General features: G+C 67.3%; 17 protein-coding genes. 10 read left to right on the top strand and 7 right to left on the bottom strand.

Going from position 1 to position 17,559, the window contains the following annotated elements; translation table 11 throughout:
- Positions 1–81 precede the first annotated feature (81 nt).
- Both M1247_RS18335 and M1247_RS18330 read right to left on the bottom strand, forming a co-directional pair.
- Positions 82–807: a TIGR03089 family protein gene (locus M1247_RS18335; protein ID WP_317157908.1), complete on the bottom strand. Its 726-nt coding sequence runs from the start codon at positions 805–807 to the stop codon at positions 82–84.
- Positions 804–2,297 carry an LCP family protein gene (locus M1247_RS18330; RefSeq protein WP_317157777.1) on the bottom strand — a complete coding sequence of 498 codons (1,494 nt, stop codon included), beginning with the start codon at positions 2,295–2,297 and terminating at the stop codon, positions 804–806. Before M1247_RS18330 ends, M1247_RS18335 begins: the two co-directional genes overlap by 4 nt.
- A 66-nt stretch (positions 2,298–2,363) precedes the next feature.
- On the opposite strand from M1247_RS18330, the gene rfbD reads away from it, so the two are divergent.
- Genes rfbD through manB form a run of 3 tightly spaced genes read left to right on the top strand, consistent with a single transcriptional unit; the run spans position 2,364 to position 5,196 of the window.
- Positions 2,364–3,233 carry a dTDP-4-dehydrorhamnose reductase gene (gene rfbD, locus M1247_RS18325; protein WP_317157776.1) on the top strand — a complete coding sequence of 290 codons (870 nt, stop codon included), beginning with the start codon at positions 2,364–2,366 and terminating at the stop codon, positions 3,231–3,233.
- The gene (locus M1247_RS18320) at positions 3,230–4,117 is read left to right on the top strand and encodes a glycosyltransferase family 2 protein (RefSeq protein ID WP_317157775.1); all 888 of its coding nucleotides are present in this window, start codon (positions 3,230–3,232) and stop codon (positions 4,115–4,117) included. The genes rfbD and M1247_RS18320 overlap by 4 nt, the downstream gene beginning before the upstream one ends.
- Positions 4,117–5,196, top strand: a complete 1,080-nt coding sequence (manB, locus tag M1247_RS18315) for a mannose-1-phosphate guanylyltransferase ManB (protein ID WP_410506895.1) — start codon at positions 4,117–4,119, stop codon at positions 5,194–5,196. Before M1247_RS18320 ends, manB begins: the two co-directional genes overlap by 1 nt.
- Here manB and M1247_RS18310 read toward each other — a convergent pair.
- The 3 genes from M1247_RS18310 to cofD are packed head-to-tail and all read right to left on the bottom strand — an operon-like array spanning position 5,178 to position 8,094.
- On the bottom strand, positions 5,178–5,774 hold the full coding sequence (locus M1247_RS18310) for an NUDIX hydrolase (protein WP_317157774.1): 597 nt from the start codon (positions 5,772–5,774) through the stop codon (positions 5,178–5,180). The genes manB and M1247_RS18310 overlap by 19 nt on opposite strands.
- A complete protein-coding gene (locus M1247_RS18305) occupies positions 5,771–7,114 on the bottom strand; it encodes a coenzyme F420-0:L-glutamate ligase (protein WP_317157773.1) in 1,344 nt (447 codons plus the stop codon). The genes M1247_RS18310 and M1247_RS18305 overlap by 4 nt, the downstream gene beginning before the upstream one ends.
- A complete protein-coding gene (gene cofD, locus M1247_RS18300) occupies positions 7,111–8,094 on the bottom strand; it encodes a 2-phospho-L-lactate transferase (protein ID WP_317157772.1) in 984 nt (327 codons plus the stop codon). The genes M1247_RS18305 and cofD overlap by 4 nt, the downstream gene beginning before the upstream one ends.
- 292 nt (positions 8,095–8,386) lie before the next feature.
- Between cofD and M1247_RS18295 the strand changes: the two genes are divergently transcribed.
- Positions 8,387–8,779 (top strand): WhiB family transcriptional regulator, encoded by a 393-nt coding sequence (locus M1247_RS18295; RefSeq protein WP_410506894.1) that lies wholly within the window; start codon positions 8,387–8,389, stop codon positions 8,777–8,779.
- A gap of 12 nt (positions 8,780–8,791) precedes the next feature.
- Here the strand turns inward: M1247_RS18295 and M1247_RS18290 are convergent, their stop codons facing one another.
- Positions 8,792–9,214 carry a metallopeptidase family protein gene (locus M1247_RS18290; protein WP_317157905.1) on the bottom strand — a complete coding sequence of 141 codons (423 nt, stop codon included), beginning with the start codon at positions 9,212–9,214 and terminating at the stop codon, positions 8,792–8,794.
- Between the two features lie 129 nt (positions 9,215–9,343).
- Between M1247_RS18290 and M1247_RS18285 the strand changes: the two genes are divergently transcribed.
- The 5 genes from M1247_RS18285 to M1247_RS18265 all read left to right on the top strand — a co-directional run bounded on the left by M1247_RS18285 (position 9,344) and on the right by M1247_RS18265 (position 14,460).
- Positions 9,344–9,760 carry a DUF3499 domain-containing protein gene (locus M1247_RS18285; RefSeq protein ID WP_317157771.1) on the top strand — a complete coding sequence of 139 codons (417 nt, stop codon included), beginning with the start codon at positions 9,344–9,346 and terminating at the stop codon, positions 9,758–9,760.
- 85 nt (positions 9,761–9,845) lie between these two features.
- Positions 9,846–11,234, top strand: a complete 1,389-nt coding sequence (locus tag M1247_RS18280) for a phosphomannomutase/phosphoglucomutase (protein ID WP_317157770.1) — start codon at positions 9,846–9,848, stop codon at positions 11,232–11,234.
- Entirely contained in the window at positions 11,231–12,301 is a 1,071-nt protein-coding gene (locus M1247_RS18275) for a TobH protein (protein ID WP_317157769.1), read from the top strand. Before M1247_RS18280 ends, M1247_RS18275 begins: the two co-directional genes overlap by 4 nt.
- 4 nt (positions 12,302–12,305) lie before the next feature.
- Positions 12,306–13,532 carry a mannose-6-phosphate isomerase, class I gene (manA, locus tag M1247_RS18270; RefSeq protein WP_317157768.1) on the top strand — a complete coding sequence of 409 codons (1,227 nt, stop codon included), beginning with the start codon at positions 12,306–12,308 and terminating at the stop codon, positions 13,530–13,532.
- Positions 13,533–13,545: 13 nt separating this feature from the next.
- Complete coding sequence (locus M1247_RS18265) at positions 13,546–14,460, top strand: cation diffusion facilitator family transporter (protein WP_317157767.1); 915 nt, start codon at positions 13,546–13,548, stop codon at positions 14,458–14,460.
- On the opposite strand, the gene M1247_RS18260 is transcribed toward M1247_RS18265, so the two are convergent.
- Positions 14,427–15,845: an FAD-dependent oxidoreductase gene (locus tag M1247_RS18260; RefSeq protein WP_317157766.1), complete on the bottom strand. Its 1,419-nt coding sequence runs from the start codon at positions 15,843–15,845 to the stop codon at positions 14,427–14,429. The two genes, M1247_RS18265 and M1247_RS18260, sit on opposite strands and share 34 nt — an antisense overlap.
- Positions 15,846–15,906: 61 nt before the next feature.
- Between M1247_RS18260 and M1247_RS18255 the strand changes: the two genes are divergently transcribed.
- A complete protein-coding gene (locus M1247_RS18255) occupies positions 15,907–17,388 on the top strand; it encodes an amino acid permease (RefSeq protein ID WP_317157765.1) in 1,482 nt (493 codons plus the stop codon).
- Positions 17,389–17,559: the final 171 nt, after the last annotated feature.

Genomic DNA, 17,559 nt, shown 5'->3' with positions numbered 1-17,559 from the left:
GCAGACAGTCTGGTACCCAAAAGCGGGCAATTTCGGGTATCAGACTGTCTGCTCGCGGGGGAAAGTTGCGCGCGGGACCAACTAGCCGCGGGTGACCTTTTCGGTGATGCGATGCCGGTCCATGGCCGCCGGGTCCGGGTTGGCGACCTGCACCAGCGAGGCCCCGGTCGCGAAGACCGCCACGAGGTGGTCGACGATGTCGTCGGGGCTGTCCCATGACGCCGTCGAGAGCACGCGATCGGTGGCGGTGATGCCCTGCGTCGCCGCCGAAGTGTGAGCCGCGGCCAACACGTCGGCAACCGAGCGGCCGTCCAGCGCGGCACCGGGTTGACGCTCGGGCACGATCTGATCGCCGTGCACCCGCACCGATGTCGCATAGTCGGTGACGCCGATGGGCAGGCCATCAGCGGGCTTGCCGAACGGGTCCAGCGACAGCACCGCGACTTCACCGCCTGTCACCGCGGCGTCGGCCTCATCGAGCCGGGCGGCCGTGCACAATGCAATGTCGGCGGAGCTCGGCTCCTCGCGTCCGCTCGCGCCCATCACCACCTCGGCACCGATCCACCACACCCCGAACAGCACTGCCGCGGTCTGCCAGTGTGCGGGCAGCAGCACGGCCACCCTGGTTCCCGGCCCCGCCCCGAGTTCGTCGCGTAACAGGTTGCCCGTCTTGGCGGCCCAGTTGGCCAGCGTCACCGTCGACAGCTCGATACGTTCACCGCTGGCATCGTCGTAGTACGTGATGCGTGGTCCGGCTGGATCTTTCGCCAACAATGCGTCCAGCACCGCGGCAGTCAGGGTGGTCAGTTCACACACTCCGGGTCGTCGGATCCTGCGGTGAGTATGGGTGACGGCGGCACCGATTCCTGGCCGGTGTCGGAGCCGTCGGTCGTCGCGCCGCCATCGGCGGAGGCGGAATCCACGGTGTCCAGCATGGGGTCGCTGCCGTCAAGGCCCGAACCGGGACCGGTGTAGTCATTGGCCAGCACCACCCGCACCGAACCCGGGGGGACAGAAGTGTCCTCGCTTACCGGCAGGCCGCCGAGATCCTTGGAGACCTGCTGAGCGCCGAGATCATCGGTCTTGGCGGCGAGAACCTGGCTGCCTGGCAGCGGCTCGCCCTCGTGATTGCCGGTGTTGCCGGGCGTGAACCCCTTGCCGGTCAGCACATGCGACACCGCGGCGGCCAGACCATTGATGTCGGTGGCGTTGACGACCTCGACCGTGGTCTTGTCGGGCGAGTAGGCCAACTCATCGGTCTTGCCCTCGTCCTGATCCTCCAGCAGCCCGTTCACCCACTCCTTCACCGCAGTGGGTTCGACCCGGACCACGCTCTGCATCCCGTCATCGCTCCAGCCGTCCTCACGCAGGATCGGAATGGTCGCGAATGCCACGTTGCCCGCCGCCAATTTCTGCAGTTGATCGGCGAAATCCATGATGTCCCAACCATCTGAGATCACCACTGAGCGCTGCACCGCATCCTGCAGCCGGCCCAGCGTGGACGGGCTGGACAGCGTCTTGCTGGAGATGACCTCGTGGGCCAGCGATGCCATGACGGCCTGTTGGCGCGTGACGCGGTCCAGGTCGCCGCGCGGTAGGTCGTGGCGTTGCCGCACGAAGCTCAGCGCCTGCGGGCCGTCCAGCTTCTGCCACCCTGCGGGGAAGTCTGCACCCGAAAGCGGTTCGTACACCGCATCTTTCAGACAGACGTTGACGCCACCCAGGGCATCGGTGATCAGCGCGAAGCCCAGGAGCCCGATCTCGGCGTAGTGGTCGACGGTGACGCCGGTCAGGTTGGCGACGGTCTGGATGAGCTCTTCGCGGCCGGCCTCGGTGGCCTGCGGTTCGGCGACCGCGGGATCTTCGCCCTCGACCTCGACCAGCTGCTTCATCTTGTCGAGTTTGACGTCGCCGAACACCCCGTTGATCTTCATCTTTCCCCAGCCCGGCGCTTCGACGTAGGAGTCGCGCGGGATCGAGATCGCGGTCGCGGACTTCCCGTTGTTCGGGATGCGCACCAGGATGATCGTGTCGGTGTTGGTCGATACGTCGTCACCCGCCCGCAGGGCCGCCAATTCTTCGGGCGACAGCGGGTTGCCGTGGGCGTCGGTGCGGCTGTCCATCCCGACGAGCAGGATGTCGATGGCACCGTCCTCGCCGCCCTCGCCGAGGGCGGGTGAGCTGATGTGATTGATGCCGGATTCGAACGAGCGGATCTGAGTCCATGCCACGCCCGTCCCGAGCACCACGGCCGATGTGGCCGCCACAGCAATGGCGCGTAGGAGGTGGATAGGCACCTGCACAGGCTACTTGCGGGACGGGCGTGAGCCGGGTAACGCGGACCGGCGTGCCAGACTCAGGGTATGTCGCAGCGCATCGTCATCATCGGGGCCGGAGGTCTGGTTGGGCGGGTTTTGACTGATCAGGCCCGTCGCGGCGGACGGGAAGTGGTGCCGTTGACCTCCTCGGAGTGTGACATCACCGACGCCGGCGCGGTGCGTCGCAAAGTCGGCGCCGCCGATGTGGTGGTGAACTGCGCGGCGTACACGCAGGTTGATGCCGCTGAGACGGATGAGGCCCGTGCGCATGCCGTGAACGCGGTCGGTGCGGGCAACGTCGCACGTGCTTGCGCTGACGCCAGCGCTGGTCTGGTCCATGTCTCCACCGACTATGTGTTCGACGGTGCGCGTCGCACCCCCTATGAGATCGACGACGAGACCGCCCCGCTGAATGTCTACGGCCGCACCAAGCTCGCAGGGGAACATGCGGTGCTCGCCGAGAAGCCCGACGCGCACGTGGTCCGGACCGCGTGGGTGTACCGGGGCGGGGACGGGTCCGACTTCGTGGCGACCATGCGCAGGCTGGCGGCCGGTGACGGGCCGGTGGACGTCGTGTCCGATCAGGTCGGCTCACCGACCTATGTGGGCGACCTGGCCGCGGCGCTGCTGCAGATCGCCGACGGGGGTGTCGAGGCCGGCGTGCTGCACGCGGCCAACGTCGGTGCGGCCAGCCGTTTCGATCTGGCGCAGGCGACGTTCAGTGCGGTCGGCGCAGATCCGCAACGGGTACGACCCGTCGGATCCGAGCGGCATCCACGGCCGGCGCCCCGTCCGTCGTACACGACGCTGTCCGAGCAGCGTTCCGCTGCCGCCGGGCTGCGTCCGCTGCGGCACTGGCGTGAGGCGCTGGCGGCGGCGATCACCGAGAACGGCCCGATACCCTCTACGCCGTGACAGAGGAAGGCCTCCGCCCGCTCGTAGTGGTGACGGTGACGTACTCGCCCGGGCCGCACCTGAATCGGTTCCTGGGATCGCTGTCGTTGGCCACCGAGCGGCCGGTGACGGTCATCATGGCCGACAACGGGTCCACCGACGGCACACCGGAAGAGGCCGAGCAGCGCTATCCGAACGTCCGGCTGCTGCGCACCGGCGGCAACCTCGGGTACGGCAGTGCGATGAATCGCGGCGCCACCGAAGTGCCCGACCAGGCCGAGTTTTTCGTGGTGGCCAATCCCGACGTGCAGTGGGGACCACGATCGATCGACTTGCTGCTGGAGGCCGCGGACCGTTGGCCGCGGGCCGGCGCGCTGGGGCCGTTGATCCGCGATCCCGACGGTTCGGTCTATCCGTCCGCGCGACATCAACCCAGCCTGATCAGGGGTGGCATGCATGCCGTTGTCGGCCCGTTCTGGAAGGCCAACCCGTGGACGGCGGCCTACCGGCAGGACCGGGAGGATCCCAGCGAACGTCCGGTCGGCTGGCTGTCGGGCTCATGCCTTTTGCTGCGGCGGGCGGCATTTGAACAGATCAAGGGTTTCGACGAGCGCTACTTCATGTATATGGAGGACGTCGACCTCGGAGATCGGCTTGCCGAGGCGGGCTGGCAGAACGTCTATGTGCCGTCCGCGGAGGTTTTGCACTACAAGGGCCATTCCACGGGCCGGGATCCGGCCCGCAACTTGGCCGCCCATCACCGCAGCACCTACACTTTCCTGGCTGACCGGTACCCCGCGGCCTGGCAGGCGCCACTGCGGTGGACGATTCGGGGGGCACTCGCGGTCCGCGCGGGCCTGGTAGTGGGTGGTTCCCGGCGTGAACAGGCGAAGAGGGGGCGTTGATGATCAATCCTGCCGAAGTCGATGCGGTCGTACTGGTCGGCGGCAGGGGCACCCGCCTGCGGCCGCTGACGATCTCGGCGCCCAAGCCGATGCTGCCCACCGCAGGGGTGCCGTTCCTGACCCATCTGCTCACGCGCATCGCCGCGGCCGGTATCCGTCATGTGGTGATGGGTACGTCCTACAAGGCGGAGGTTTTCGAGAAAACCTTCGGAGACGGATCAGAACTTGGTCTGGAGATCGAGTACGTCACCGAGACCGAGGCGCTCGGCACCGGTGGCGCGATCGCCAACGTCGCCGACAAACTGCGCTACGACACCGCAATGGTGTTCAACGGTGACGTGTTGTCGGCAGCGGACCTCGGGGCACTGCTGGAATCGCACGACGCCCACCAGGCCGATGTCACACTGCATCTGGTGCGGGTGGGTGATCCGCGGGCCTTCGGCTGCGTACCCACCGACGCCGACGGTCGGGTCACCGCGTTCCTGGAAAAGACCCAGGACCCGCCCACCGATCAGATCAACGCCGGCTGTTATGTGTTCAATCGCACCATCATCGAGCAGATCCCGCGGGGCCGGGCGCTGTCGGTGGAACGCGAGATCTTTCCCGAGGTGCTCTCGCGCGGACTGCGGGTGTGCGGATACGTCGACGCCTCGTACTGGCGGGATATGGGTACCCCGGAGGACTTCGTCCGCGGGTCGGCCGATCTGGTGCGCGGAATCGCGCCGTCGCCGGCACTCAACGGGCAGCGCGGCGAGTCCCTGGTGCACGACGGCGCCGGTATCGCCCCGGGGGCACTGTTGATCGGCGGTACCGTGATCGGCCGCGGAGCCGAGATCGGTGCGGGTGCCCGGCTCGACGGCGCAGTGATCTTCGACGGCGTGCGCGTCGAAGCGGGGGCGGTGATCGAGCGCTCGATCATCGGGTTCGGCGCCCGCATCGGCCCGCGGGCGCTGATTCGTGACGGCGTGATCGGTGACGGCGCCGATATCGGTGCCCGCTGCGAGCTGCTGCGCGGCGCTCGGGTGTGGCCCGGTGTGGCGATCCCCGACGGCGGTATCCGCTACTCGACCGACATCTGAGGCGCTGCGCCTCGACGCACGGCGACCCCGGCGAGTTGGGCCAGGCCGAAGTCGGTGCCTTCGGGCAGCGCATCCAACGGCCACCACCGCAGATCCAGAGATTCATCGCTGCGGATGATTTCGGCGCCGGACGGGGCCCGCACCAGGAACTGCATATCGAGGTGGCGGGTCGGTACACCCAGCGAGCAGGTCACCGGATGCACATGTAGCGCCGCCAGGTTCGGATCGATGGTCAGCCCGGCGATACCCGACTCCTCGGTGGCTTCGCGTAACGCGGCCGCGTGGATGTCGGTGTCGCTGTCCTCGCAGTGTCCACCGAGTTGCAGCCAGCGGCCGAAACGCGGATGCAGGGTCAGCAGGGTCCGGGTACCGCGGGCATCGAGGACGAGCGCCGAGGCGGTGATATGGCCGGGCACACATGCCCGTTGGCAGGCGTCGGGCCGCGCCGCCAGGAAGGCCAGCAAGGCGTGGCGCAGCGAGTCCTGCTCCGGATCGGTGGTGTGCCAACCGGTCAGCACATCCACTGCCGAGGAATGCAGGCTCGACGGTGTTCGGCCGCTGTCCGCGCACGCGCTCATCGGATGACCAGCAGGCCGTCAGTCGGCACCGGTTCCCGCGGCGGTTGTGGTTCCTCGGGGTAGCCGATCGCGATCGCGCCCAACGGCTCCCAGTCGTCAGGCAGATTCAGCTCGGCGCGCACGAGGTCGCCGGCGAAGATCGTGGACCCGATCCAGCAGCTGCCCACCTCGCGCACGGCCAGCGCGACCAACAGGGCCTGCACCGCGGCCCCGACGGCGACGGTGAACATGGTGTGTTCGGCTTCGGTGCGGGCCGCGTCGGCATAGCTGTGAGCACCGTCGGGAACCAGGAACGGGATCACCAGTTCCGGTGCGTCATAGAGGATCTGTCCGCGGTTGACCCGACGCTCGACGGAGTCGGGGGAGCGGCCGTCGCCGGTAAGATCGGCGCGCCACCGGTCTTTCATCCGGTCCAGCAGCCGGGTACGCGCGGCGGTGTCGCGGACCCAGACGAACCGTACCGGACGGGTGTGGTGGGGGGCGGGCGCGGTCAGCGCCTCGCTGACCGCCGACTCGATGAGTTCGCCGGCCACGGGTTGGCTGCTGAACCTGCGCACCGACCGGCGGAGGAGCTGAGCCTGGCTGCGGCCCAACTGGATCGCTTCTGCGGTACCCAGCCAGAACAGATCGTCCTCCCCGGCGCGCAGCAGCTTGGCGGCGGTCGATCCGTCGTCGGCCAGGCCGAGTCCGCGGACGACTGCGACCGGGATCGCGGTCAGCTTGCCCTTGACCAGGTCGGCCGCGGCGGCGATCTCGTCAGCCACCGCCACCTCGGTGACCAACAGTTCGTTACCGTGCCGGTCACGCGCGCCGGCATAGCCGTGCAGCACCGTCAAACCCGCTGCGCCGATGGCGAAGTCGGTCTGCCCGTTACGCCAGGCCCGGCCCATGGTGTCGGTGATCACCACGCCGACCGTCACGCCGAGTCGATCACGCAGGCCGTCCCGCAGCGCGGCCGCGCTGCCGTCCGGGTCGACCGGCAGCAGGGCCAGTTCGGTGGCGTCCACGTTGGAGCCGTCCACCCCGGCGGCGGCCTGGATCAGTCCGATGGCGTTCTCGGTGATCAGCGTCCGGCCCTTGCGCGCCAGCACCCGGACGGCTTCGCTCTCGATCAACTTTCGCCGCAGCGCATCCCGTTGCTCCGGATCGGACGGTGCGACAACGATGCGGCCTTCGCACTTGGAGACCACCTTGCTGGTGACCACCAACACATCGCCGTCGCGCAACCACGGTGCGGCGCCGGCAAGGGTGCCGGCCAGGTCGTCTCCTGGACCGAATTCGGGCAGGCCGGGTACCGGGAGGATCTCGACCAGGTCGGCTGAGCCGTGCTCAGCGCTCACAGCGAGACTCCCGCGAGATCCAGGCCGGCCCGCACCATTTCGGCGGTGGTCGCCGGATCAGTCATGAGCAAGGGGACCGAACGCACCTGTACACCGTCGACCTCGGCGCGATCGCCTTCGTGTATGAGCCAGCCGTCCAGCAGGCCGGTGCCCGAGCGGGCACCGAAATGCCGTCCAACGGCCTCCGAGGTGGACTCGACGCCGATGATGGACAGGCACTTGTCGGCCATGCCACGCAATGGCTTTCCATCGATGATGGGAGAGTAGCCGATCACGGGGGCGTCACCCGAGCGCAGTGCGCCGCGGATGCCGGGTATCTGGAGGATGGGGCCGACGCTGACCACCGGGTTGGACGGAGCCAGTAACACCACGTCGGCATCGGCGATCGCCTCGGTGACACCTGGTCCAGCGGTTGCCTGTTCGGTGCCGACGAACGCGAAGCTGTGCGATGGCACCTGGGCGCGGTGACGCACCCACCATTCCTGGAAGTGGACGGCGCGCCGCTCCCCATCGTCGGGGTCGGTGATGACGACATGGGTCTCACTGCGGTCGTCGGTGGCCGGAAGCAGGCGCGCGCCGGGTGCCCAGCGCTTGCACAGTGCCTCCGTCACCTGGGACAACGGGTACCCGGCCCGCAGCATCTGGCTCCGTACCAGATGGGTCGCCAGGTCGCGGTCGCCCAGGCCGAACCAGTCGGGTTGCACACCGTAGGCTGCGAGTTCCTCTTTGGCGTGCCAGGTTTCATCGCGGTGGCCCCAGCCGCGTTCGGGGTCGATGCCTCCGCCGAGGGTGTACATGCAGGTGTCGAGGTCCGGACAGATGCGGACTCCGTACATCCAGGCGTCGTCGCCGACGTTGACGACCGCCGTGAGTTCATGCTCGCCGGGGCCCTCGGCGAAGCCGCCGAGCCCCAGCAGTTTCTGCACGCCCAGCAAAAACCGTGCGCCGCCGACTCCGCCGACCAGAACGGTGATCTTCACAACGACCGAGACTAGGCGTTGGGGTGCCGGGCATGGAAACGACGTCGTCACGACCAGGACACGCCGAGGTGTCGACGCGCCGGATTGATGTCACGAGATGGTATGAATTCCTGTTCTTGCGCTTGACCCCAGCAGCTAACACGTGTGTAATCACATAAGTGTCATTTCGCGGTCGGTGTCCGATTCCGGTGTCGCTTACCGAGATTCGATCAAGTGTTCGAATGAAATGGCCGCACATTTCGATAGTGAGGCTCCACTAGGATCTACGAGACCGAGTGAGGAGGCGGGGGATATGTCTTATGAGAGCGGCGATTTCGATCGTGTGGTCCGGTTTGACAACTGGATGGCCGGCTCGGTGGACAACGCACCGCACATCAACACCGGGCCGACACCGATGGGGGCAGCCGGACGTCCTCAACTGAGTCTGGTGCCCGAACAAATTGATGTTGCTCCGGCAACAGAAGAAGACGATCAGTGGCAGGAACGCGCCCTGTGCGCGCAAACCGACCCTGAGGCCTTCTTCCCGGAGAAGGGCGGGTCCACCCGCGAAGCCAAGCGCATCTGCCAGGGCTGCGAAGTCAAGAACGCCTGCCTGGATTACGCGCTTGCCCACGATGAACGATTCGGCATCTGGGGAGGTTTGTCCGAGCGCGAACGCCGGCGCCTCAAACGTGGGATCATCTGAGGCGTAAGCGGCTCAGTCGTCGTCGATCGTTGGGTCGATGACCGACGGTTCGACGCCCAGATAGGTGGCCACCTGGGCCACCAGAATTTCATGCAGTAATTCGGCAAGCTCGTCGCTTCCCTTGACCCGGCGCTCGATGGGCTTGCGAAACAACACAATTCGCGCCCGGGTCGAATTCCCCCTGACGTCCACGCCTGCGGGTATCAGCCGCGCCAGCGCTATCGGACCGTCCGCCACCACCTCTGCGGGCCACTGCACACTCTCAGGGTCCTTCGGCGACATCCGCGGGATCTCGTCAACGGCGATATCGAGCGCATTGATCCGGGCGGACCACCGGCGCTCGATCGGTTCGTACGCCTCCAGCACTGCCATGTCGAAGCGCTCCGCCCGGCTGCGCCAGCCGGGAACGGATCGCGGAAGCAGCGGCCCGCGCATTTCGCGACCGCGGCGTGATCGCCAATGATTCCGCTCGGCCACGGCACGATCGTAACGGTTCGGGATCGCGACCCCGCGGCTGCGCGTGTCCGAGAGCGCGCAGCCGCGCCGGGAGATAACCTCTGGTGCGTGAATGTTCCCCGTCGCTGCTGCCGGCCCGGGTGCCCGCACTATGCCGTGGCGACGCTGACCTTCGTCTACTCGGACTCGACCGCCGTCGTCGGACCCCTGGCCACCGTCGCTGAACCGCACTCCTGGGACCTGTGTGTCGGGCATGCCAGCCGGATCACCGCACCGCGAGGGTGGGAGTTGGTCCGCCATGCCGGGCCGCTGCCCACCCATCCTGATGAGGACGACCTGGTGGCGCTTGCCGACGCCGTCCGCGAGGGCCACCAGAGTGTGGCCCCCGGCGCGGTGGTGGCCGGATTCTCGGATCCGGGGACCGGCGCCGGTAGCGGTGCCGTGATCGCGCCGACTGCCCGTCGGACCGAAACGAACGGGCGTCGTCGTGGCCACCTGCGCGTGCTGCCCGACATCACAGATTAGACAACGGTTAGGCCAAGAGTAGTGAGCGTGTCGTTGCCGCGCGGCGGTTAGGCTGGCGCCAACGATCCCGTTCACAAGGAGTTCTATGTCTCGGCCAGCTGCGGCTGTTCACCGTGTCATCAAGGCGTATGACATCCGGGGTCTGGTCGGCACCGAACTCGACGAGCAGTTCGTCTCCGAGGTCGGCGGCGCGTTTGCCCGGCTGATGCGTGCCTGCGGTGCCCGACAGGTCGTGATCGGCTACGACATGCGGTCCAGTTCGCCGGCACTGGCCGCCGCGTTCGCCGGTGGCGTCGTCGCCCAGGGCCTTGATGTCATTCGGATCGGTCTGGCCTCCACCGATCAGCTGTACTTCGCCTCGGGGCTGCTGGACTGCCCGGGCGCGATGTTCACCGCCAGCCATAATCCGGCCGCCTACAACGGCATCAAGCTGTGCCGTGCCGGTGCCAAACCGGTCGGCAAGGACACCGGGCTGGCGACCATCTCCGACGATGTGATCGCGGGGGTGCCGAGCCACGACGGGCCCCCCGGCACCATCACCGATCGCGACGTGTTGGCCGATTACGGCGAGTTCCTGCGGTCGCTGGTGGACCTGAGCGCCATGCGACCGGTGCGGATCGCCGTCGACGCCGGTAACGGTATGGCCGGCCACACCACACCGGCTGTGCTCGAACCCATCACGGGTGCCACCGTGCTGCCGCTGTATTTCGAGCTGGACGGCACGTTCCCCAACCATGAGGCGAACCCGCTGGACCCGGCCAACCTCGTCGACCTGCAGGCCCATGTGCTGGCCACGGGAGCCGACATCGGTCTGGCCTTCGACGGGGACGCGGACCGGTGTTTCGTCGTCGATGAACTCGGCCAGCCCGTCTCGCCGTCGGCGGTGACCGCCCTGGTCGCCGCCCGCGAGCTGAATCGGGAGATCGGCGCCACGATCATCCACAACCTGATCACCTCGCGCGCCGTGCCGGAACTGGTCATCGAACGCGGCGGCACACCGGTGCGGTCGCGTGTCGGACACTCCTACATCAAAGGGCTGATGGCCGAGACCGGCGCCATCTTCGGTGGCGAGCATTCGGCGCACTATTACTTCCGCGACTTCTGGGGCGCCGATTCGGGCATGCTGGCCGCGCTGCACGTGCTGGCCGCGCTCGGCGAGCAGGACCGGCCGTTGTCGGAGCTGATGGCCGACTATCAGCGCTATGAGGCCTCCGGCGAGATCAACTTCACCGTCAGTGCCGCCGCCTCCTGCGTGGACGCGGTGCTGCAGAGTTTCGAGACCGAGATCCACTCGATCGACCATCAGGACGGCGTGACCGTGGACCTCGGCGGGGGCAGCTGGTTCAACCTGCGCACCTCGAATACCGAACCCCTGCTGCGTCTCAACGTGGAAGCACGCACCGCCGAGGATGTCGACGCGATCGTCAAGAAGATCGCCGCGCAGGTCCACGCCGTCGACGGGGCGGTGACGTGAACGCGTTGGGCGCCGCCGTCGACCTCGATGATGGCGACGGACTTCTCGAGGCGGACCGCAACGGACTGCTGCGGGCCGCCGCCATGGCCGGCGCGCAGGTGCGCGCCACCGCCGCCGCGCTCGCAGAGGGCCTCTTGGAGCCGCTGCGGTCCGATCATCCACCGCGCACCGTGATCTGGGTCGCCGACAGGGGCCCGGCCCGCGACGCCGGCGCCATGTTGGCCGCCGTTGTCGGTGGTTCGGTCACCGCGCCGATCGTCGTTGCGGCCGAAGCCCCGCCGTGGATAGGCGCGCTGGATGTCTTGATCATCGCCGGCGACGATCCCGGTGATCCGGCGTTGGTGAACGCTGCGGCCACCGGGGTACACCGGGGTGCGCGGGTGTTGGTGGTGGCCGCCGAGGAAGGGCCGCTGCGCGATGTGGCGGCCGGCCGCGCGGTGGTGCTTGCGCCCAGGCTGTGGGCTCCGGACGATTTCGGGTTCACCCGTTACCTGGCCGCCGGGCTGGCCGCGCTGCACATCGTGGCCGCGGGCATGCGGGTCGACCTGACCGCGCTGGCCGACGAACTCGACGCCGAGGCGCTGCGTAACAGCGCCGGGCGTGACCTGTTCACCAACCCGGCGAAAACGTTGGCCGACCGGATGTCCGGTGCAGACATCGTGCTTGCCGGTGACTCCGCGCCGACGCTGGTGCTGGCCCACCACGGTGCCGTCACCCTGCTGAGGCTGGCCGGGTTGGTGGTGGCCGCCGCCGGGTTGGCCGACGTGCTTGCCGCGGTGGGCAATGGACTGGGCGGCGCGGGTGCGGCGCGGTCTCTGTTCCACGACGAGGAGATCGACGGCCCACTGCCCAACCGGGTGCGGACCTTCGTGTTGACGACCGACACCGAACGCCCGGTGATCGCAGCCCGTGTCAGCGGATTCGACGACGTCGCGGTGATCGGCGCCGAGGACGTCCCCGAGCTTGCCGGCACCACGCTGCCGGTCGGGCGTCCGGAACAACAACTGGCGATAATGGCCGTCCGGTTGGAGATGGCGGCTGTCTACCTGAAACTGGTTCGAGGTTAAACGAGTGCATCTGCTACGTCCAGCGGTGCGGACCTATGCCTGGGGTTCGCGCACGGCGATTGCCGAATTTACCGGAAGGCCAAGTCCTACAGCGCATCCGGAGGCCGAACTGTGGTTCGGCGCACACCCGGGGGATCCCGCGTGGCTGCAGACCGAGCACGGCGAGGAGTCGCTGTTGCAGGCCGTGCAGGACGATCCCGAGGGGCAACTGGGCAGCACCGCGGTAAGCCGGTTCGGTGACGCGCTGCCCTTTTTGGTCAAGGTGCTCGCCGCCGATGAACCGTTATCACTGCAGGCGCACCCGAGCGCGCAGCAGGCACAGGAGGGCTACGACCGCGAGGACCGTCTCGAGATCGCGGTCTCGGCCCCGACCCGCAACTACCGTGATCGCAGCCATAAACCTGAACTGCTGGTCGCGCTCGGCCAGTTCGACGCGTTGGCCGGCTTCCGGCCGGTGGCCCGCACCGTCGAATTGATGCGGGCGCTCGCGGTTTCCGATCTGGATCCCTTCATCAACCTGCTCTCGGACCAGTCGGATGCCGACGGTCTGCGGGCGTTGTTCACCACGTGGATCACCGCGCCGCAGCCCGATCTCGACGTGCTGGTGCCCGCCGTGCTCGACGGCGCGGTTCAGTACATCCGCTCGGGCAAGAAGACCTTCGCCGCGGAGGCCAAGACGGCACTGGAACTCGGGGAGCGCTATCCCGGTGATGCGGGGGTGCTGGCCGCCCTGCTGCTCAACCGCCTCAGCCTGGGGCCGGGTGAGGCCATCTATCTACCCGCCGGGAATCTGCACGCTTACCTGCATGGCATCGGTGTCGAGGTGATGGCCAACTCCGACAACGTGTTGCGTGGTGGGCTCACGCCCAAGCACGTCGATGTGCCCGAACTGTTGCGGGTGTTGGATTTCACGCCGACGCCGGAAGACCAGATGCGTCCCGAAACGGTCAGGGATGACACCGAATTGATCTACCGGACCCCGGCCCAGGAATTCGCGGTCTCGGTGCTGTGTGTGGATGGTGACCACCTCGGCCACGAGATCGACGCACAGTCGCGCCATGACGGGCCGCAGGTCCTGCTGTGCACCGAAGGGGCCGCCGTGGTGCACGCCAAGAGCGGCACGTTGACCCTCGAACGTGGGGCCGCCGCGTGGGTGGGCGCGGACGACGGCCCGATCCGGTTGACCGCCGGGGAGCCGACCAAGTTGTTCCGGGTGACCATCGGAATCTGACGGAAGGACAACGATGTCGACGGCGGGCAGCACCAAGGCGATCCTGGCTGCACTGACCGCCAACGCCGGCATCGCGATCGCCAAGTTCGTCGGATTCCTGATCACGGGCAGTTCGTCGATGCTGGCCGAGTCGGTGCACTCGGTGGCCGACACGTCCAACCAGGGACTGCTGTTGTGGGGACAGCGGGAAGCCCGCAAAGAAGCTGATTCGCTGCACCCGTTCGGCTATGGCCGGAGCAGGTACTTCTGGTCTTTCGTCGTCGCGCTGGTGCTGTTCTCGCTGGGCTCCCTGTTCGCGCTCTACGAGGGCTACCACAAGATCACCCACCCCGAAGCGCTCACCTCGCCGGTCGTCGCGGTGGTGATCCTGGCGGTGGCAATCTGCTTGGAAGGCTACAGCTTTCGCACCGCGATGGTGGAGTCGAAGCCGCTGCGGGGCTCGGGTAGCTGGTGGCGTTTCATCCACACCTCGCGCAATCCGGAATTGCCGGTGGTGCTGCTCGAAGACACCGGTGCCCTCATCGGCCTGGCCTTCGCGCTGGGTGGTGTCGGGCTGACCGTCCTGACCGGCGACCCGGTCTGGGACGGCGTCGGCACCGTGGCCATCGGAGTCCTTCTCGGCGCCATCGCGGTGATTCTCATGGTCGAGATGCACAGCCTGCTCATCGGCGAAGGGGCGACCGGCCGGGAAGGAGAGGCCATCCGTGCCGCTCTCGAGGGCACCGAGAACGTGGATCGGCTCATCCACATCCGCACCCAGTACCTGGGACCGGAGGAGATGCTCGTGGCGGCCAAGATTGCCTTGGCTCCCCGGCTGACGCTGTCCACCGTCGCGGCAACCATCGACGCGGCTGAGGCCGCGATACGTGCGGCCGTGCCTGCTGCGCGGGTGATCTACCTGGAGCCGGACCTGGACCGCTCGGCCTGATCCTGCAGTGCGACGGGATGATCGGGCGATCCGTTGCGGTGGCCCCGTTCGGCCAGCCACATCCGCATGTTGTTGCGGATGACGCGCACGACCAACCGGGGTGGCGGCGCGATGTAGAGGCTGTCCAGCAGGCTGGTGCGGCGCAGGAACCATTCGGCCAGCACCGGATCCGTCTCGGCAGCGCCAAGAAACTGGTCGAACAGGCTGTACATCGGCCCGTACCACCGCGGTCGGTTGCCTTCGGCACCGTGTGCCACCTGATCAGCGACCGAGTTCATGGTCCAGACCGGGAACGTGGTCCTGGCGGTTTTGCGCGCAAGCCGCGCGGCGATGTCCCGCTTACCGCTTGCCATCACCTCGCGCAGGTTGGCGGCCTGGACGGTGGACATCGTCACCCCCTGACCGAACGTCGGGTTGAGGCTGACGACCGCGTCGCCGAACGGCAGGATCCCGTCGGGGAACTTGTCGAGCCTGTCATAGCGGCGCCACTTGCTGGTCGGATACCGGTGGATCTTCAACTCGCTGACCGGCTCACCGGCGCGCAGCGCCGCGCTGATGTGTGGTGGCAAGGTGGTGTCGGCCTGATCGCAGACCGCGGCGAAGTCGTGGGGCGGTTCGGCCTTGGCAACCCCGAACGCCGTCACCGTCCAGATGCCGTCCTCGTGGAACAGCATGCCCATGCCCAGCCCCTCGTCATGGGAGGCGCTGACCAGAACCATCTTCTCGGCGATGAGCCCTTCGGGTATCCGCACCCGGTGCGACGCGTAGGTCACCCCGATCTTCACGGAGTCCTCACGGGGCGCCTCGAACCCCCACTGCTGCAACCACACCGGAAGGCGGCTGCCGCGTCCGGAGGCGTCGACCACGAGGTCGGCAGCAACGGTGCTGTCGTCGTCGAGCACCAGGCCGGTCACCCGGCCTGCGGCGGGATCGTAGGTGGGGTGGGAGACCCCGCGCTCGACGATGTCGACGTTGGGCAGTGCGCTGACCCGTTTGCGGATCTGCCACTCGAGCTGGCCGCGGCTCGGCACGTAGGCGGTGAAGTTGGACTCCAGAGTCTGGCCGGTGCCCAGTACGTGGCCGCCGGCGCTGAAGTGAATCGACTCCGGCTCGTTCTGCACGACCGGAACGCCCGCGGCGGCCATGTCCGCGAGGAGACCGCCGAACAGCTTTTCAAGCTCCTCGGCGCCGCGCGCCATCAGCAGGTGCACGTGCTGGCCCTGCGGTATGGCGGTGCGGTTGATCGGTTGGTCGGGCAGTTCGTCGCGTTCATACAGCGTCACGCGGTCGAAGTGGTCCGCCAGCACCCGGGCGGCACAAAGTCCGGCGATGCTGCCGCCGATGACGACAGCATGGTCTGACGAATGTGGGGAAGTCGTACTCATCGGTGCCCACCGTAATGGGAACATGGCCCCAACCCTGCACGAACGAAAGGCAACGGCACATATGACCGCCAGATGGCGTACCAAGTCCGTCGAGCAGTCGATTGCTGACACCGATGAGCCGTCGACCCGATTGCGCAAAGACCTCACGTGGTGGGATCTGACCGTTTTCGGCGTATCGGTGGTGATCGGTGCCGGCATCTTCACCATCACCGCATCGACCGCAGGAAACCTGACCGGGCCCGCGATCTCCATATCGTTCCTGATCGCCGCCGTGGCCTGCGGGCTCGCCGCGCTTTGCTATGCCGAATTCGCCTCCACGGTGCCGGTCGCGGGAAGCGCGTACACGTTTTCGTATGCAACGTTCGGTGAGTTCACCGCATGGATCATCGGGTGGGATCTGATCCTGGAGTTCGCGGTAGCTGCGGCGGTGGTCGCCAAGGGCTGGTCCAGTTACATCGGCACGGTGTTCGGCTTCGGCGGCGGGACGGTCGAGCTGGGCGGCGGGGTGACGCTGGACTGGGGCGCTCTGCTGATCATCGCCTGCGTCACGCTGCTGCTCGCGCGCGGCACCAAACTGTCGGCGATGTTCAGCCTGGTGATCACGGTCATCAAAGTGGTGGTGGTGCTGCTGGTGGTGGTGGTCGGATCGTTCTACATCAAGGCGGCCAACTACACGCCGTTCCTCCCGCCCGCTGAGGCCGGCGAGGGCGGTAGCGGCGCAGAGCAGTCGTTGTTCTCACTGTTGACCGGCGCCGAGGGTAGTCACTACGGGTGGTACGGCCTGCTGGCCGGCGCATCGATCGTGTTCTTTGCGTTCATCGGTTTCGACATCGTGGCGACCACTGCCGAGGAGACCAAGAATCCTCAGCGCGACGTGCCGCGCGGCATCCTCGGCTCCCTGGCCATCGTCACCGTGCTCTATGTGGCGGTGGCCGTGGTGCTGTCGGGCATGGTGTCCTACACCGTGTTGCGGGACGCAGGCAACGACGCCAATCTCGCGACCGCCTTCCGCGAGAACGGCCTCGACTGGGCGGCGACGGTGATCTCGATCGGGGCGCTGGCCGGTCTGACCACCGTGGTGGTCGTGCTGATGCTGGGCCAGACCCGGGTGCTGTTCGCGATGTCGCGCGACGGCTTGATGCCGCGCCGGCTGGCCAAGACCGGAACGCACGGCACGCCGGTCCGCATCACCGTGATCGTCGGCCTGCTGGTCGCGGTCGCGGCCTCGGTGTTCCCGATGGACAAGCTCGGGGAAATGGTGAACATCGGCACGCTGTTCGCGTTCGCGTTGGTATCTGCCGGGGTGATCGTGTTGCGGCGGACCCGTCCGGATCTGCCGCGCGGGTTCCGCACGCCGTGGGTGCCCTGGCTGCCGATCGCGGCGATCGTGGCCTGCGTGTGGCTGATGCTGAACCTGACCGGGCTGACCTGGATGCGGTTCTTCATCTGGATGGCCATCGGCGTCGTGGTGTATCTGCTCTACGGCCGGCGCCATTCCGCGTTCGCCCGCAAGGACGGTACGGACGTGTCCGCCGCGGTGTAAGTCCGCGGCTTCTCAAGCTCTGTCTCCTCGCGGGACCCTTCGCGCGCCAAAGTGGTTTACAAAACACGTGTCAATGTCTAGACAGCGGACATATTGATATCTATAGTCAAGGCATTGCAGTGACAGCTCTCACAAAAGGAGGCTCGCCGTGGTGGCGGAACTATCGGGTGG

The sequence above is a fragment of the Mycobacterium appelbergii genome, from assembly GCF_032883035.1.
Lineage (GTDB): Bacteria > Actinomycetota > Actinomycetes > Mycobacteriales > Mycobacteriaceae > Mycobacterium > Mycobacterium appelbergii.
The sequence above is the reverse complement of the archived record's forward strand: the minus strand, read 5'-3'. Positions and strand labels throughout refer to the sequence as shown.